The sequence below is a fragment of the Caryophanon tenue genome, assembly GCF_001700315.1.
Lineage (GTDB): Bacteria > Bacillota > Bacilli > Bacillales_A > Planococcaceae > Caryophanon > Caryophanon tenue.
In genome coordinates this window covers 28181-46506 of sequence record NZ_MASJ01000042.1, presented here as the reverse complement: position 1 = coordinate 46506, position 18326 = coordinate 28181, and the positions used below count along the sequence as shown (strand labels likewise).

19 protein-coding genes and 1 pseudogene are annotated in these 18326 nt (G+C 38.6%); all 20 read right to left on the bottom strand.

Features of this window, described 5'->3' with window-relative positions; translation table 11 throughout:
• Positions 1 to 98: 98 nt before the first annotated feature.
• Complete coding sequence (gene aroA, locus A6M13_RS15620; protein ID WP_066548676.1) at positions 99 to 1388, bottom strand: 3-phosphoshikimate 1-carboxyvinyltransferase; 1290 nt, start codon at positions 1386 to 1388, stop codon at positions 99 to 101.
• 61 nt (positions 1389 to 1449) lie between these two features.
• Complete coding sequence (locus A6M13_RS15615; protein ID WP_066548674.1) at positions 1450 to 2547, bottom strand: prephenate dehydrogenase; 1098 nt, start codon at positions 2545 to 2547, stop codon at positions 1450 to 1452.
• The gene (gene hisC, locus A6M13_RS15610; protein ID WP_066548671.1) at positions 2544 to 3644 is read right to left on the bottom strand and encodes a histidinol-phosphate transaminase; all 1101 of its coding nucleotides are present in this window, start codon (positions 3642 to 3644) and stop codon (positions 2544 to 2546) included. The genes A6M13_RS15615 and hisC overlap by 4 nt, the downstream gene beginning before the upstream one ends.
• Positions 3645 to 3666: 22 nt before the next feature.
• On the bottom strand, positions 3667 to 4038 hold the full coding sequence (gene aroH / locus A6M13_RS15605) for a chorismate mutase (RefSeq protein WP_066548669.1): 372 nt from the start codon (positions 4036 to 4038) through the stop codon (positions 3667 to 3669).
• Positions 4035 to 5123 (bottom strand): 3-dehydroquinate synthase, encoded by a 1089-nt coding sequence (gene aroB / locus A6M13_RS15600; RefSeq protein WP_066548667.1) that lies wholly within the window; start codon positions 5121 to 5123, stop codon positions 4035 to 4037. Before aroB ends, aroH begins: the two co-directional genes overlap by 4 nt.
• 2 nt (positions 5124 to 5125) lie before the next feature.
• On the bottom strand, positions 5126 to 6307 hold the full coding sequence (gene aroC, locus A6M13_RS15595; RefSeq protein WP_066548664.1) for a chorismate synthase: 1182 nt from the start codon (positions 6305 to 6307) through the stop codon (positions 5126 to 5128).
• Between the two features lie 219 nt (positions 6308 to 6526).
• The gene (locus A6M13_RS15590; protein ID WP_066548850.1) at positions 6527 to 7297 is read right to left on the bottom strand and encodes a CheR family methyltransferase; all 771 of its coding nucleotides are present in this window, start codon (positions 7295 to 7297) and stop codon (positions 6527 to 6529) included.
• A 143-nt stretch (positions 7298 to 7440) separates the two neighbouring features.
• Positions 7441 to 7563 (bottom strand): annotated as a pseudogene (locus A6M13_RS16070) (nucleoside-diphosphate kinase); the annotation flags it as partial.
• A gap of 223 nt (positions 7564 to 7786) precedes the next feature.
• A complete protein-coding gene (locus A6M13_RS16415; RefSeq protein ID WP_169817463.1) occupies positions 7787 to 7960 on the bottom strand; it encodes a hypothetical protein in 174 nt (57 codons plus the stop codon).
• Positions 7961 to 7975: 15 nt separating this feature from the next.
• Positions 7976 to 9463 (bottom strand): phage tail protein, encoded by a 1488-nt coding sequence (locus tag A6M13_RS15585; RefSeq protein WP_066548655.1) that lies wholly within the window; start codon positions 9461 to 9463, stop codon positions 7976 to 7978.
• 13 nt (positions 9464 to 9476) lie between these two features.
• On the bottom strand, positions 9477 to 10196 hold the full coding sequence (locus A6M13_RS15580; protein WP_066548653.1) for a M15 family metallopeptidase domain-containing protein: 720 nt from the start codon (positions 10194 to 10196) through the stop codon (positions 9477 to 9479).
• A complete protein-coding gene (locus A6M13_RS15575) occupies positions 10193 to 10381 on the bottom strand; it encodes a hypothetical protein (RefSeq protein WP_083998414.1) in 189 nt (62 codons plus the stop codon). Before A6M13_RS15575 ends, A6M13_RS15580 begins: the two co-directional genes overlap by 4 nt.
• A 33-nt stretch (positions 10382 to 10414) precedes the next feature.
• Complete coding sequence (locus A6M13_RS15570; protein WP_066548644.1) at positions 10415 to 10642, bottom strand: hemolysin XhlA family protein; 228 nt, start codon at positions 10640 to 10642, stop codon at positions 10415 to 10417.
• Positions 10643 to 10706: 64 nt separating this feature from the next.
• The gene (locus A6M13_RS15565) at positions 10707 to 11102 is read right to left on the bottom strand and encodes a hypothetical protein (protein WP_066548642.1); all 396 of its coding nucleotides are present in this window, start codon (positions 11100 to 11102) and stop codon (positions 10707 to 10709) included.
• 101 nt (positions 11103 to 11203) lie between these two features.
• A complete protein-coding gene (locus A6M13_RS15560; protein WP_066548640.1) occupies positions 11204 to 13453 on the bottom strand; it encodes a hypothetical protein in 2250 nt (749 codons plus the stop codon).
• Positions 13454 to 13471: 18 nt separating this feature from the next.
• Positions 13472 to 14281, bottom strand: coding sequence for a distal tail protein Dit (locus A6M13_RS15555; RefSeq protein WP_066548637.1), 810 nt, complete (start codon positions 14279 to 14281; stop codon positions 13472 to 13474).
• Positions 14282 to 14287: 6 nt separating this feature from the next.
• Positions 14288 to 17128: a phage tail tape measure protein gene (locus A6M13_RS15550; RefSeq protein ID WP_066548630.1), complete on the bottom strand. Its 2841-nt coding sequence runs from the start codon at positions 17126 to 17128 to the stop codon at positions 14288 to 14290.
• A 55-nt stretch (positions 17129 to 17183) separates the two neighbouring features.
• Positions 17184 to 17375 (bottom strand): hypothetical protein, encoded by a 192-nt coding sequence (locus tag A6M13_RS15545; RefSeq protein ID WP_066548627.1) that lies wholly within the window; start codon positions 17373 to 17375, stop codon positions 17184 to 17186.
• A 17-nt stretch (positions 17376 to 17392) separates the two neighbouring features.
• A complete protein-coding gene (locus A6M13_RS15540; protein ID WP_066548624.1) occupies positions 17393 to 17734 on the bottom strand; it encodes a hypothetical protein in 342 nt (113 codons plus the stop codon).
• A gap of 16 nt (positions 17735 to 17750) precedes the next feature.
• Positions 17751 to 18323, bottom strand: coding sequence for a major tail protein (locus A6M13_RS15535; RefSeq protein ID WP_066548622.1), 573 nt, complete (start codon positions 18321 to 18323; stop codon positions 17751 to 17753).
• Positions 18324 to 18326 lie beyond the last annotated feature (3 nt).

The window sequence follows — 18326 nt, the reverse complement described above, 5'->3', positions numbered from 1 at the left end:
TTCTTCATAGTCATGCATTTATGCTACATGACGAATGCGTTTCTGACAAGAAAAACACCCCGACTGCTACGTCGAAGGTGCTTTTCGTTGCTGTTCCTTTATTTTACCACATGTGCGAGATGTTCGAAAAACGTTGGGTATGATACTGCGATGCACTCAGCGTCATCTAACACGACCTCACCATCTGTAATGAGCGCGGCTACCGCTGCCATCATGCCGATACGATGGTCACCGTAAGATTTTAGTGACCCACCATGTAACGGTGTTGGGCCTTCAATAATCATGCCGTCGTCTGTCGCTTGAATATTTGCACCAAGCTTTTTCAGTTCATCCACAACCGCTGTAATACGGTCGGTTTCTTTTACTTTCAACTCTTCCGCATCACGAATAATCGTTTTTCCTTGTGCCTGTGTAGCGAGTAGCGCAATGATTGGAATTTCATCAATTAATGTTGGAACGACTGCACCACTAATCTCAATCCCTTGCAGCGGCGATGTACGAATTGTTAGTGTCGCTGTTGGCTCTGCCGCTTGCTCATCATCAATTTGTAGTTCTAAGTTTGCGCCCATTTGCTGTAGCACTTCAATAATGCCTGCGCGCGTTTCATTAACACCGACATTTTGTAGAACGATTTCCGATTTTGGCACAATTGCGCCGGCAACTAAAAAGAAGGCCGCTGACGAAATATCGCCTGGGACATTCACATGTGTCGCTGTTAACGTTTGACCACCTTCAAATGATACAACGCCGTCTGTCACATCCACTGTCGCACCAAACTGACGTAGCATGCGCTCTGTATGGTCGCGCGATACTTCTTGCTCACGTACAATTGTTGTCCCTTGTGCGCGTAAACCTGCTAGTAAAATCGCCGACTTCACCTGTGCAGAAGCTACTGGCATTGTGTAATCCATCGCTTGTAGTTGTGTGCCTTGAATGGCAAGTGGTGTATACTGACCGTTTTCTCGCCCTGCAATTTGTGCGCCCATTTGACGAAGTGGATCCGCTACACGACGCATCGGACGCTTACCAATAGATGCATCACCTGTCATGACCGTATGTAGTTGTGTACCTGCTAAAATCCCCATCATTAGGCGTGTTGTCGTACCAGAGTTTCCTGTATAAAGCACTTCACTTGGCTCTTGCCATGCGTCGATACCATTACTTTCAATCGTTACATTTGTGCCATCTACGTCGATTTTAACGCCCAGCTTTTTAAAGCAATCAATCGTACTTAAACAATCTTCTCCTAATAAAAAGCCGCTTACAGTCGTTTTACCTTCTGCAATGGCACCGAACATCACTGAGCGATGCGAAATCGATTTATCGCCTGGCACTGTTAATGTCCCTTGTAGACGTGGACGCGTGTATTGCATTACTTTTTTCGTCATATGGTCACCTCATTAATAATTTTGTGCATAAAAGCGCCCGCAAAATTGTGGACGCTCAACTTTATGCAATATGTGTTTCAAATTTTGCGCGACGTTCAATACAAGCTTGCGCGCGCTGACGGTCTTCTTCATTTTGAAAACTAATGACTAAAATACCGTACACATCATCACGTGCTTCGACGATACGTAAATTCGTAATCGAAATACTTTCTTCTGCTAAATAACCGGTCACAAGTGAAATTACCCCTGGATAATCAGGAATATCTACATGTAACTCAAAGCTTGTAAATAATGCACCGGCACTAAACGGTAACGAATCACGTAATTTTTTCGCATCGCCAAAATAATTTTCAATCGCCTCGGATTCACCGCTCGCTAAAATATTTTTCACGCGTTCCATCTCTTGCTGCCACTTCGTTAACTGTTCCAACACTTTCGGTAAATTTTGAAGCGTAATATCACGCCAAAGTGCAGGGTTTGATGAAGCGATACGTGTCACATCACGAAAACCACCTGCTGCGAGAAGCTTTGCCATTGGATATGCCTCGTCTTCAGCTTGTAATTGATGTACAAGTGAAGCAGAGATAATGTGCGGAAAATGACTGACTACTGCCGTCATATGGTCATGTTCCTCAGCCGTTACCTCGACAATTTTACTATGCGTATAACGTAATATGCTTTTTAGCTCGCGCGCCGCCCATTCATCTTGCTCATCTAGTGCTGTTAACACGTAATAAGCATTTTCAAATAAATGAGGACGCGCTGCCGTAACACCACTTTTATGTGAGCCTGCCATCGGATGTCCGCCGACAAATGTAATGCCATGCTCACGAAGTGTACGTGCCTCATTCATCACCGCTTGTTTTGTACTTCCCGTATCGCTCACAATGACATGTTGCTTCAACTGCCACATCGGTAGCTGGCGTAAATGTTCTACCGTTACGCTGACCGGCGTGCCAAAAATAATGACATCCGCCTTTTCTGCACCTTGTTGTAACGTAGCTGCCGCTTCATCAATCATCTGGAGCTGCTTTGCAATACGAATTGTTTCTTCATCTCGATCATAGCCAATTATGTGGAAATGTGGAGCTTTTTGAAGCGCAAGTGCGACTGAGCCACCAATCAGCCCTAGTCCGACAACAAGCACTGTTTTGGTCATGCAAACACACCTTGTGCTACAAGTACTTCTGTTAACTTTTCAAGGAACTTCGCATTTTGCGCTTCCGTACCAATCGTTACGCGAATATAGCCTGGTAAACCTAATGCTGCACCACTGCGAATAATAAAGCCGCGTTTCATAAGCTCTTGGAAGACCACATTGCTATCTGCTTGTACATTAAATAAGATGAAGTTTGTTTCTGATTCAAAATAATGTAAATTATGTTGTTCACAAAACGCGATGTATTGCGCGCGTCCCGCTTTATTTTTTTGACGACATTCTTCAATGAACTGTTGGTCCCCCATCGCAATCGCCGCTACTTTATGACTAAGTACCGTGTTATTAAATGGCGCACGCACAGGGTCAAGCTGCGCGATTACATCCGCATGTGCAATACCGTAACCTACACGGAAACCAGCTAATCCATATGCTTTTGAGAATGTACGTAAAATAATAATATTTGGATATTGCTCCAAATAAGGAACCGTATTTTCATGTGCTTCATTATCAACATACTCATAATAAGCTTCATCTAATACGACTAATACATCTTGCGGTACTTTTGCTAAAAACGCTTGTAACGCTTTTGCTGGTACAATACCACCTGTAGGGTTATTTGGCGTACATACCCAAACAATCGCTGTATTGTCGTCAATTTGAGCGAGCATACCATCTAAATCATGATTGCCATCTACTAGTGGCACTTCACGAATTTCAGCACCTTCAATTTGTGCGTTATGTGCATATTGAGAGAATGATGGTGTTGCCATCACCGTATTACGACCAGGCGCTAATAATGCACGTGTTAAAATCGCAATTAAATCATCTGAACCGTTACCGAAAATTAATTGTTCTTCATGAACGCCTACAAAATTAGCAACTACTGTACGTAAATTTTGCGCATAGCCATCTGGATAAATTTCATGGTGAGAGTCATCCTGTGCTAAAAATGCTTTTACTTTTGGAGAGAAACCAAATGGATTTTCATTCGATGCTAATTTAATCACTTCATCTAATCCAAATTCACGTTGTACTTCTTCAATCGGCTTCCCTGGTTTATAAGCTTCCATGCCTAAAATTTGCTGTTTCCATTTCATAACGGTGTAACTCCTCTACTGTTTAAACATTTTTTGTGATTAAATCTGGGCGTAACTTTACAGCATCGTTTAAATAAACATGCGTAATGTCACGCTGTGATAATGTTGTTTCGACATGTATCATCACACGTACACATAGCGGTAATGCATCTGCTACATTCATCTCATGCATACACATCACTGGCACGTATTCCCAACCCTCTAACATGCGTACTGAACGCGCTGGAAATGCTGATGTAATATCTGGTGTTGTTGAAATAATAATAGATGCAATATCATCTGGTTGCACATTATTCTCCGCAACAATTGCTTGTACTAACTTTACCGTTTCATCCCAAATGATTTGGGGTTCATCTTTTTCAATCGTAATGGCTCCGCGCATTCCTCGAATCATACGTGCACCTCCGTTAATAATTGACGTAATTCCGCATCTACTTCACGACACGTATTTGCGTCCACTTTTTGCACAAATGGCTTGCCCACTTCTTCTAGTAATACAAATTGTAAAATGCCATATTCTGCTTTTTTATCTTTTTGCATATAGCTGAGTAATATATCAAAATCAAATTTTGCCACCGCTTCAAACGGATATTGCTGAGACAATGCGTAACGTAAAACACGCACCGTAAAATCGCGTGTTATGTTGCCGTAGCGTTCACTTAATAATAAGCAATAAATTAAGCCAATCATAACACTCTCACCGTGCGATAATTTGCCATATCCACTTGCCGCTTCAATAGCATGACCGTACGTATGCCCTAAATTTAAATATTTACGCACTGATTGCTCTGTTTCATCTTCTGCGACAATATCAGCTTTTACTTGTGTACCTTTACTTAAGTGATACTCTAGCTGCTCTGCTGTATAGCCATAAATAGGACGCGCAAATAATTCCTCTAACCATGCGGCATTTGAAATAAGTGCGTGTTTAATTACTTCCGTCATACCTGAGCGAATTTCTTGCTCCGGCAATGTTTCTAAAAAAGCAATATCATATACAACAGCTTGTGGCTGATAAAATGCACCAATCATATTTTTTCCAAGCGGATGATTAATGGCTGTTTTACCACCGACTGCTGAGTCATGTGCTAAAATCGTCGTTGGCACTTGAATAAATGGAATACCGCGCATAAATGTCGCTGCTACAAATCCTGATAAATCACCAACTGCACCGCCACCAAACGCAATGATTAACGATTTACGCGTCGCACCTTGCTCTAGTAAATATGTTTGACATGCTGTATATTGCTCAAAGTTTTTACATGCTTCTCCACCAGGTAACACAAGTACGTCAAACGCGAATGGGAAAGCTTGTGTAAAGTTTTCCCCTTGCGCTGCCCACACATGTTCATCCGTTAAAACGATTATACGGTCCGCTCTATCGGTAATTGCTGTTAATGATGCAAATGCTTCACGTAAAAACGAATAGCCAAATAACACATCATATTGATGAGAAGCTGTGTGTACTGGAATTTTCATCATTAAAACTCCTTTGTATACGCGCGTAATTCTTCAATTTGCTGTTGTAATTGTGGGAGTTGATCCGCGTGGAATTGCTCTAAAATCGCTTTTGCTACTTCAAAGGCAATCACACTTTCTGCCACGATGGATGCAGCTGGTACTGCACATGCATCTGAACGTTCAACGGTCGCTTTAAATGGCTCCTTCGTTTCAATATCTACACTTTGTAATGGCTTATATAATGTAGGAATCGGCTTCATAACGCCGCGTACAACAAGTGGCATACCTGTAGTCATACCGCCTTCTAAACCGCCAAGACGATTTGTGGCACGTGTATAGCCTTGCTCTTCATCCCAAATAATTTCATCATGCACTTCTGAACCTTTGCGACGTGCTGCTTCAAAGCCGATACCAAACTCTACACCTTTAAACGCATTAATTGATAACATCGCTTGTGCTAACTTACCGTCTAATTTGCGGTCATAATGTACATATGAGCCAATGCCCGCTGGTAAGCCTTCTACAATGACTTCAACGACACCACCGATTGAATCGCCTTCTTTTTTTGCGGCGTCAATCGCTTCCACCATTTGTGCAGATGCTTCAGGGTCAGCACAGTAGCACGCGTCTTCTTCAATAATCGCGCGAATTTCATCAGCTGATTTACCGGCAATTTTTTGTGGGTCTGCTTTAATGCCGACAATTTCCGTCACATGTGACACGACATGAATACCAAGCTCACGTAATAACGCTTTTGCAACAGAACCAACCGCTACACGTACTGTCGTTTCACGTGCGCTTGAACGTTCTAATACGTTACGTAAATCACGATGACCATATTTCATACCACCGACTAAATCTGCGTGCCCTGGACGTGGACGTGAGATTTGGCGTTTAATTTCATCTGGATCGATATCTTCTGGTAATGGATCTGCACCCATAATTTTTGTCCAATGCTTAAAATCATCGTTCGTCACGACTAATGCAACGGGAGAACCTAATGTTTTTCCATGGCGAACACCTGATGTAATGTCGACAAGATCCTTTTCAATTTGCATACGGCGACCACGACCATGTCCACCTTGACGACGCTTTAAGTCGTAGTTAATCATCTCTTTTGTTACCTCAAATTGAGCGGGTAACCCTTCGATAATGGCTGTTAATTGAGGTCCATGAGACTCTCCTGCTGTTAAGTAACGCATAAAACACTTTCTCCCTTCAACTCGCTAAAGTATGTATTATTCACTATATCATAGTTTTTTCAAAAATCCAGCGCCCAAATTCAAAAATCCAGTGGTATTAATACGAATTTTCCGAATTTTAATTCACTGTTTTTACTATAGCACAATTTTTCTCTAGAAAAAGACGCTTTTGCCGAAAGTAGGCGAAAAGCGTCGAAAATCATCGTATTCAGTCACACACTACACTTTTCGGTAAAAGAATGTATCTTCCACTTCAAAACCGTAACGCGCTGGATTGAAAATTTGCTCGGTGCTACCTACAAATAAAATACCGCCTGGGCGTAATGCTCGACTAAAGTTTGCATAAATTTGGTCCTTCGCTTCTTCGGTAAAGTAAATCATTACATTGCGACAGACAATCAAATCAAAATTAGCGTCATATGAATCTTTTAATAAATTATGTTTTTTATATGTAACAGTACGTTTAATATCATCATGGACGCGATAAAAAGCACCTTCTTGCGTAAAGTGCTTCGCTTTGATGGCTGCTGGCACTTCCGCTAATGAACGCTCTGGATATACAGCGTTCTTTGCTTTTTGAATGGCATTTTCATCTAAGTCCGTTGCTTGTATTTGAATTTGTGATAACGGCACATGCTGTGTTAGCACCATCGCTAGTGAGTATGGTTCTTCGCCCGTTGAACACGCGGCACTCCACACTTTCAAACGTTTATTTTGCGCTAGCAGCTTCGGAATAATTTTTTCATCTAAAACTTCCCAGCGTTTACCGTTACGATAAAACTCTGACACATTAATGGTCATGCGGTCTAAAAACTCATTCATTAAATCGCGATCCGCTTCCACGGCACGCAAAAATTCAACGAAGCTTTTATATCCCTTTTTTTCATATAAAGACGTTAAACGGCGTTTCATTTGTGATTCTTTATAAAGTGCTAAATCAATACCCGTTCTGCGTTTAATGCCTTCTATAAACTGTTCATAATCAGACATGTACATCTTTCCTCTCCACGTTCGTACATTTCATTATAGCCGAAAGCATTCCGAGCGACTATAGTTTTTATGAAACGTCCGTACCATATAAAAAAGCAATGCTTGAGTACTCAAGCATTGCTTTCTCCATTATTGTCGGCGAATTATACTAATTCAGAACCGAACCATAAACCGATTTCACGCTCTGCAGATGCAAGAGAGTCAGAACCGTGGATGATGTTGTGAGATAAAGTTGTAGCGAAGTCGCCACGGATTGTACCAGGGGATAGTGGAATAAACCCTAATTTAACATTAACAATCAAGTAGATTAATGATTGCTAATGTGTAAAAAGTTGAATTATACATAAATCATACTAAGTTATTTACCTTCTAATAGGCTTTATTATAATCTTTTAATTTAATGGAAGCAAGTTTAATTATTACTTCCTATTAAAATAGATAAAAAAGTTAAGTAAAAAAATAAGAGGACTACAAAAAGTCCCCTCAAATTTATGTATTAACTGGTGTAATCATTTTAATTAGATTACGACTTAATACATTACCACCAATGCTAACGAATAATAAGTTTTGATTTAATTGATTTGCAAACTCATTAGCGTCAAAATTAGGAATTGTTGCCTGAATTGGTTGCTCCATGTTATGTAGGTAAATTAATACGTCCATTCTCTCACCTCCTTTTTAACTTAATCCAATCACCGTTGCATTGCTAAAATCAACTACACCATTAAATTGGTGAAATGCTGAATCGTATGAAATACTATTAAACGCCATGATGTGCAAATTAGCATTGCCTGACGTACTTATTGATGTAAAGTCTGCAAACTGTAGTATATGACCTAATTTAATATTAGATGATACATCAATTGTTGTAGCTCCTGTAATCGTACCATTAACAACTACTGCTCCATTTAGATTAATTTTATCCGCTGTAATCGATGCAGCCTCTCTTGATAAGTTGATTGCAGAGATAATCCCATCACTATCTACCTTCATTTCGATTGCGTCTGACAATACATTGATACTTGACTGTGTTTGTGTTGTTAACTCAGTCACACTAATAGCTATTTGATCTGCTTTAATATCAACTGTAGCAATTGACTCATTAACAGCTTCTACTTCTAACGTAATACGCTCATTCGTTTGTTCTATACGTGAACGATATTCTTTTTTATTCTCATCAATTTCAATCTTTTGCGTCGCTAATATATCACTTGTTGTCACTGGTACAGCATTACCTAGCACTACACTTGTAACAACTACCTCATCATTACGCATCGTTAATACTTGTTTATGTATACGGGTTTCAAACTCAATTCCCATCGGCTCATAAATTAACCATATACGGTCACCTATGCTTGTTTGATAGCCTATCTCAACTGTATCAGCCTCTATACTAACCTCTGGATAATCAATTAACTCATTCTTTAAATGCTTTAGAAGTGATTCAGGCTGTGTAAAACGGTCATCTGTAATAGGCTCTGCTTCACGTATACCGTAAATAGTTGCATTTGGTGAAGTGTATTCGACATATAGCTGATTACTACTGATGACATTACCTTCTTCATCCTTTTCTTCACTTTTCGCGCCATATCCTTTGATAAACGTGCGCAAATCAGTGATATTACAATACTGCATAACTCCATTAACGTTGTGTTTGTAGCGATATTGAATGTCTGTGTCACTACCTATTTGCTTGCTAAAGTGTACATGGTTATTTGCCTTAATTTCGTACTCACATTCGAACGCTTGGCATAGTGCATTAACTAGCACGATTAAATTATTATCACCAAAGTTAGGTATCAATTGACTCTCAGTAATATCTGATGTAAATGTCCAATCTGATTCATTAAATATGTATGCAGCAAACTCGTTAAATGTACGTGTACCACCATAAATGTCTGTTTTACGCTTATACTGATTGTCGTAAAATGTCGAAAGTGCTGTAATCGTCTTACTATGCTGTGTCGTTTCAATTTCTAGCACTCGATACTCGTAATTATTAATGTTAATAATACAATCCTCTTGCAGTAACTCATACGCTGGATTGTTAGCATAATTAAAAGAGGTCAAAGACAATGCTAAACTGCCTGTAACCTCTTTTTCGATTTGTAAATCTTGTATGTGATTAAGTGGCTCAATTTTTGAACCATTTTGAACGATAATCAAATGTTATCAGCTCCTATGTTAATGTACCTTTGATTGTTGCATAACTTAAATAACCGTCCTCAAGCATTTTAGTAGCTTGTTGAACGGCTTTTTCTTTATCTTCTTTGTAATTACCACTGATCCAACGATAACCATTTGCCTCACTATTGGCTTTATCTGCTTCAGCATAGCCGATGTAACCGTCTTGTTTAGCCTTATCCATTGATTTTTCCATATCTTGTAATGTCGGATATTTTCCTGATTGGATACGATGTGCTTTTGCATCAGTTACAATGTCATATCCTAATTTATATGATACGTCAGGCTTCGCTTTAGGTTGTGTAATGTTTAACTTGCCAAACGTATCTTTACCATATGCAATTTTATCATACTGTAAATGTGGCGAATCCCACCCCCATCGATGACCTGATGTAAAACCTAATACCTCAGCACATGTAATTGCCTGTAAACCCTGCTTCGTTTTATAAGCATTCCATAATGTATTTCCCTTTGTATCAACTAATACCCAATCTAATGCTTGACCTGTTAAGTGCCAACTATTCATCGTCTTTGATTTTCCTGCTTGTACATTTAAGCGTTGTTGTTCCTTTGTACGAATTGTTTCATAAATAAGCACTGGAATCTCATTATCAATACAATATTGATACCACTTATAAGCCTTTAATTTTGTGTTATCAGCTAACTTATCTAAATTGTCACGGTTACGTTTATCATATTTCATGATGAATGTCATTTACTATCACCTGTTCCATCTAATGCTGTTGATTTAGCAAAATAATAACCTAGTACCATTGTAAAAATAGGTAAACTCTCAGATGGTGCAAAGGCTAATGTTAAAGCTAAATAGAGAAAACCTAACGCAAACATCAATGTAACAATTTTACGCACTTCAATTAATGCTGCTAATTTTTTAATCATATGTATCATGCTCCTTTGTATTTTATCTGGACGTTACGGTACAAAAATTACACCTATTAGCGCGAGAATAACAGCACCAATAATTGTTGTACCTGCCCAAAAGGTAATTTTATCGATTTTATCTAAACGTGTTTGGTTAGCTTCTGATAAAGCCATTGCACGGTTAGCTATATCTCGTGTATCACCAATGCCATCGATTTTAGTCTCAAGTCGCGCTAATCGTTCTGAGATATCGACCAAAATTTTATCATTTGATTCCATGTTGACATGCTCCTTTCTTAATAATAAAAGCCTCCACATTAATTATGTGAAAGGCTCGTTGTATTCATTTGTATAATATTTCACTTTCATTAAGATTATTTACGACTAATTCTTCATTAGTAGAGTTATTGTAAATCTTAATTTCTTGATTACCTACTTTGTCGAATAAGTTTAGTTTAATAGGAATGTCCATATCACCATCATTGTTATGAACAACTGCTTCTTCAATGAATAATTCTATTTTTTGTAAGAATACGCCTTGATTATAACGATCTGTCAAAATAGCCCCGATTTGGTAATAAAAAGATGATGAAAAGGATTCCTCTCCTGAATAACCAACTACTTTTCGATAATGTGTCCACGATATATTATCGGCAGATGACCTTATGAATAAATTAACATCATAACCTACACTCTCATAGATAGAATTGATAAGTTTACCATCTAATTCACTTCTCACACTAAACACTTTAGATTCATATACACCGTTTTTTATGTATAGATTTTGCCATTTAATAAGTATCAGCTCCTCTTTTTAAAGAACATACTCGCATTCAGCCTTTAAGGTAATATTTCTAATTTTAAAGTTTCATTCATATTATTACCTTTAAAATTTTTAACAAAAATAGGGATATTACCATCACTATTGATGCTATACGTATCAACTCCACCGCCAGCGCAATTAATTAATACTGCTTTACCTTCTCGTTGCGCCGATGCAGCGTCAAAATAAAACGCTGCTTTGGTATTAGCTGCTGGACGTGTAGAGTCGTACATAGTGCAATCATACATTAGTACATCACATCCGTTTACATCCGCACATACGGGTCCATAACAATCATATCCAACCGAGTTAACGCGTAAGATACTAGCGCCATCATGTGCTGTAAATGCGTTATTTGTGCCGCTTTTTAAAGTGCCGTTACCGTAAGAGTGGCAGTCATACTCAAAACCAAACTCATATGGATTAGCTCCCCCACGACCATGCAAATTAAATCCATCGTACCCTGCTTTAGTAGCTGTACACCCAAAAGCGTAGTACGCTCCTAAATCGTCAAACTGAAGTGCGTTATAAGTACCGCCCCAAACCTTAACGTTATCTAAAAATACTTTACTGTTAACATTACCTAAAAAAGTGAGTGCTGCCGTTGCAGTTGGAGATGTTCGTTGTAAAAAACCAACATTTTTAATGTATAACTCCGTATTCCCACTCACAAACTGATTACCTGCGACTGAACGGATTAATGCTATATTTTCGCGCAGGTTAGGTATTAAACCACCGCGCATGTTTACCCACGTCGATACATCATCCGTGTAGTAACTGTTTTCGGTTTGGTCACATAATTCTTTTGTACTCACTCTTTCCAATTCTGTCGGCATCCCTCGATAGTCTGTGTGATATAAATCGACAACCGCTGCGACTTTATCAACATCTAATTTGTAAGCAACAACATCTTGAATTGCCGTGCTTGTCAATAAAGATTTTCCAATCCAGCTAAAACTATGCGGTGTTGTAAGTGCGAATTTACGCAAGAAGGAAACGTCTACGGTTAACGGAATCATGTTTTGTGGATTTATTGCATCTAATAAAACTACATTTAGTTCGGTCATGTTTTGTAATGCAGCTTGTTCTAATAAAAAATTAATATCTCGGAAGGGTTTGTTTACACTACCATCTGCGGTAGTATTTGCGCCAGTTAAGTAAGATAGATACCACTTTGTTTCGATCGTATTTATTTTACTATCTATATCAAATGTGTGACGGATGATACCCAAAGAATCTCGGTATAACTCAAAAGGTAACGTATGTCGCCATCCAACAAAATCTCTACTTGGCGCTATTTTTCCGTACCGTATAAAATCGTTTGCAATCGCAATTTTACTACTTGATGCAGTTGTCGCTGTAGTTACTATATCATTTGTAGATGGTGAGAAATCTGTATATCGATTACCTCGCTCTAATTTAAAATAATCAAATTCAATGAATGAACCTTTTAAGTACGATGATGTGTAAATACGCAAAGTGGATGACGCTGTAGCATCGAGACTTTTAAAAATAAAATATCCAACTTTCCATTCGGATGTAACTTGCATTGTGTCGCTATATAGTAATTGCGCGTTTACAAATCCACGAATGTCTAAATTAACGTTACTTCTATACGCAAACGATAAGGTGTATTCTTTCTCTTTTAGCACCCCCGACGGGATAAGAATTTCAACTCGTGTCGCACTAGCACCATCTGCCACAATTTCGTAACGTGCCACACCTTCACTTACGGTTAATTGACCATTAGCAGACCGCAACCATGTCGGTAATACCGATAAACCCCCTCCGTCTAATAGGTTGACTGCCCCCACTGCAATATCATTCACACTTTTGCTGATAAAATCTAAACGTTCGCCACCAGTGTTAAATGTCTCACCTGTTATAGTGTCAGTTCGCATAGCGATAACTTCCGCATCACTTGTACCACTTTCAACAATCAACGTTTCTAATTGTTGTGCTGTTGCGTTCGCTGTTACAGTTGCCATAACTGCATCTAATTCCGCTTGTGTTGCTTTTCCTTGTGCAATATTCGACTTGTTTAACGCTTCTGTTGCTTTGCTGTCTATATTATTCGCTAGGTGTGTAGCGTTCTTTGCTGTATCTAGCGCTGTTGTAGCTAGACTATGTACACTTTCAATTTGTTCATTTGTTTGGTGTAAATCTGAGCTTAAGTTATTTACTTCACTTTCGAGAGTATCCCAGTTCTCATTCAATTTAATTCGCTCATCACGACTAATGATGCTCTCTGTTCTGTTTAATTGCATCTAAACATCTTCCTTTCTTTATTTGTATAAAAATCTAAAATTAAAAACGACACTACTGATAGTGCCGCCTGTAATCGTAAAATTATTCTCTTTTGGTGCTAACGTAATTAGCTTTTTATTCGTATTTTTAAAGGCGCTCACACCATTTTTAAAAGTTTGAATGCCTTTCAGCCTCAATTCGTCATTACTTGATAATGCACCGTTATATATGTATACGTCACCTGTCGTATTGTTCGTAATCGTCACTGAATTGCTAAATGTACCTTTTAATATCATTTCTAATTCATGCTGACGTGGATCAATTGTGACATTACCTAAATTTTTGACGGTAAACGAGTTCGTATTAAAACTGTATTTTAGGTTATCATCCCACGTAATAGCACCATTCCATGCCCATTTGTCAACGTCCCATGCTTTTATATCTGTTGTTATCGCAATCGCTTCAGCAAATATTTCTACGCACGTAAAAACGACTTCAAATGCGCTCATACGTTCATGTGGCGGTACTTCAAAGTCGCTTGCTAGTTTTACTTTATAACGTTTGTACGGCTCATTTTTAAAAATGATGTAATACTCTTGTTGACTAGTGAATAGCGCGTTAACTTCATCACGAATCAAATAGTAGTCGTAAATATCATAGGCTTCGTACAATAATTCCACTGTAATTTGACGTTCACCGTATGTACTTCCTAAAAAGATTAAACCATGTCGTCCATCTACAGTTACTGTATCATGCTGCATCGTTAAAGACGGAATGTGATGATACAGACGCCTTAAACTATGCTGTGCAATATCAATTTGTGTCCCGTCTAAGTGTTGAATAATCAATATCTATCACAATCCCTTCTTAAATTTGCTTAATTTTGTGTTACTCGATAACTTACCGTCCATGTAGTTAAATGTTGCATCTGCTATCTTCTTGCCATCTAAATAAATCGGTGAAGGATTGATGATAATAGTTTGTGAGCTGTTTAAATTGTCCATTTGTGCTGCAATACCTTTACCAATTCCACCTAGTACTGATGCAGTAAGGGGTAAAACGGCTTCTTTACCTGCTTCACCGCCAACCATCAAATTATTGCCGTTCATGCCGAATGCTGTAGGCTTTGTAAGAACGCCACCTTTAGCGAACCAATCTATCGAAAATTTTGGAACACTCGGTGGATTAAGTGAGAAGCTCCCAGAAATCGAAAACTTAGGTAGCTTTGGACGCTGAATGTCAGGAATTTTTAATTTTAATCCACTGAAGAATCCTTTGATTTTATCAACTGCCGACTTCACTAAATCACGCGCTTTTTCAACGGGTGACGTAATAGCTGACTTTACTTGGTCAAATTTAGATTTGACGGCTGAATACGTATTACTTGCTGCTGTGGTCGCGCCTGACTTTAGCTCATTAAATTTACTCACAACTGATGTTTTAGCTGTAGTTACTGCATTTGTAATACCTGTTTTTAACTCGTTGAATTTATTGACAGCATTCGTTTTAGCTTCAGCAATTTTGTTTGAAATGCCTGACTTGATTTCTTCGAATTTCGCAACTACATTAGTGCGTAATTCTGTAATTTTATTGACCGCTGCTATTTTTAACTCGTTAAATTTATTAACTACGTTTGTTTTTATCTCATTAGACTTATTCGAAACATTTGATTTTAGTTCCTCGAATTTCGCAAGTGTTGCTGTCTTAAGTTCGTTAAATTTGTTAACAGCTCCAGTTTTGAGTTCGTTGAATTTATTGACAATCCAGTCCTTTAATTGACCTGCTTTTTCTTTTATTAAGTCCCAGTTTTTGTATAACAAAACACCTGCTGCTACAATGGCTGTAATCGCGGCTATTGCAATACCAATTGGTGCGGCTATTGCTCCTATTGCTGCTGCCCCTGCTGTAAATAACGGTACAATTGCGGCTATCGCTGGTGTTAAAAATGCGAATGCACCTACTAATACACCGATTGCTGTACTAATAACTGCTAATGCGGCTGTTAATGTTGGATTCTCTGCTGCCCATTGAGCAAACTTACTAACTAAATCGGCAACAATTGTTAACAACGGTTGTAATGCGGTCATCATATTATTAAATGCATCTTTTAATTGCAATGCAGGATCAGCATTCATACTTTCGATTGAACTTTTTAGCCCATCTGAGTTCTCTTTTGTCGTACTCATATTTGCGTCCATATTCATGAGCGTATCGACAATTTTTGTTCCTTGCTCTTCCCAGAGCGTACCATACATAGCAGTACCCAGTTGATTACGTATCGTTGCATCATCAACGGTAGAAAGCATTTTAGCCATTTCTTGCATGGCAACTGAACCTTGTTCACCACCTGCTGCAATAGAATTACCTAGCTCCTGAAACTTAGTTGTAGATAATCCAGCACTTTCAATGATTGCTTTCGTTGAATCACTTAATTCAGCACCAAATTCAGCACCGACAATTCGACCTTCCTTAATTCCATCTAACAAATTATCAATATTCCATGTACCAGTATCAACACCTGATGCCATGATTGCTTGAATCTCTAGCGCATTGAAACCAGCCATTTTGAGCTGATTTCCGTATTCGCTGATAATGTCTAATTGGTCAGGCGGAAAGCCAACTTTTAATAAAGCATCTACCATATCCATTGCTTCTTGTTGTGAAATACCTAGCTCTTTACCAATCTCATGAGATTCTTGAATAAGTTCCTTAAAGTCAATATCGCTATACGCATAAGCAATAGCTGTAGCACCTTCAATAATGCGTTGATTTTCTGCATCTGATGCATCTGCATTGAGCGTAAATTGTCGTCTTACACCTTCTAACGCGCCTTCTTCATCTTCAATTGCGGCTGTAACACTTTTAATTGATTGACGTACTGCTTCAGTCGAGCTTTCATCTAAATCCATCGTCATTTCAATTTTCGTGTCTAAACTAGCCATATCGAGTGCCGATTGTATTGATGTTGCAATTCCACCACCTGCTGCTAAACCACCAATCGTTGTACCTAATCCACCTAATTTACTTTCAGCACCATCTGCTGCATCACCAATCTGATCTAATTCCCGTCGAATATCATCTAAATTATTACTGCCGTCCACATTACGTAATAAGCGCTGAAACTCTTGTAAATCATCTCCACTATGTCCTGCTGCTTGCCCTAATCGACGTAATGCCATTTCGAGTTGGTCGCTAGATGCGGAACCGTCACGAATTGCATTTGTTAGTCTGCTACCTAACGTTGAACTTAAATCATCGATTGTTTGAGTAGTAGCATTTAAATAGTTCTGCATACCCGTTTGTGCTTGTTCAAACCTTGTTTGCTCTGAGCCTAACCCACGCAATTGATTTTCATAACCACGCAAGCTTGCTTCAGTGTTTGCTAATTCGCGTTGAAATGCACGGTATTCTTCAGCTCCAATGTCACCTCGTTGAAATTGTGCTTCTACTTGTGCCTGTGCTGTACGTAATACATCTAACTTTTGCGATGTACCCTGAATTGCTTCTGTTAATAATTGTTGTTTTTGAGCTACTAACGTTAAATTGGAAGGATCAAGTTTTAATGCTTTATCAATTTCTTTTAACTCGGATTGTGTATCTTTCGCTTTCTTATCAACATCTTTTAACGCGCTTGTTAAAGGGGAGGTATTACCGTCAATTTCAATTGTGATCCCTTTGATGTTTCCTTTTGCCATTTTCTCACTTCCTTTTTACGATGATAAAAAAAGAGAGTAACGATAACGTTACCCTCTAAAAACCTTTCAACTTATCAATATCTGCTTGTGTTGCTTTACGTACTTTTGCTTTCTTATCTTTCGATGGTGTAATCATTTCCATGTACTCTTGAATATGACCTAACACAAAGCCGATGCTCATGTCGTCCATTTCCATCGTAGAAAGTTTTGCGTATTTTGCCATTGCAAAGTATTGATATGTCGTCATCGGTTCATCATCGTCATTTACTTTTTTTTAGTTGGTGGCTTCTTTCCTGACGTTAAATTCATTTGAATAAATGGCATTAGTTCCGTTAAAACATCGTAAATTGGAAAACCATCTTCAAACGAATCTAACCACTCTTGCATATCATCAATATCTTTATTAGCCTGCTTTGCTAGACAATAAATGATTTGATAAATAGGCATCGTCGAATAAATTTCGCCTGATTGAATCTCTTTCTCTAGCTTCGTAAAATCGGCTAAGAAATCTTTGCCACCATTTTGAGACATGTACAATACCGGTGTAACACCTGTCACTTTAAACTTTACATCTGTTCCGTTAATATTGATTGTTTTAACTGCCATATATATTTATCCTCCCTTAAACCGACGGAATTTCTACAGGTTCTACTACTGCCGTATAGAATGAATCATATACTGACTTCGGTGTAGCTGAACCTGTAGCCCATTTAATTGCACGATCTGATGTACGTGGTTTTGCTGAGAATGTTAATTCATTCGTGTTAACTTCTGTTGATTCGCCTTTTGTTGTTGTTGAAATTGAAGGACGTGCAACTGCAACATCATACAATACCATACGTGACGCTTGCTCATCACCTTCGATTTGATATAGTAACGCGATGTCTTTTGTTTTAGCGTCACCTTTTTCTAATAAACCACCGTTCACTAATACTTCCCCCAACACTTCAGTTCGGAATTCTTCTGTTAAATTCGCAATCGTTAATGTGCCTTCATAGCCATTGTTCGTTGAAGTTGCATAGTACACACCATTATCTGCATAGAATGGTGTTGTTTCTCCTAGTGCTGATAATTCGAGCGATACTGCCCCTGTAATTCGTTTCGGTGTTGCATATGTATACGTACCATCAGTTCCTTTTGTAATCACCGAAAAATGTACGTCTTGTAATCCAAACATTACTTTATTTTCTGCCATATT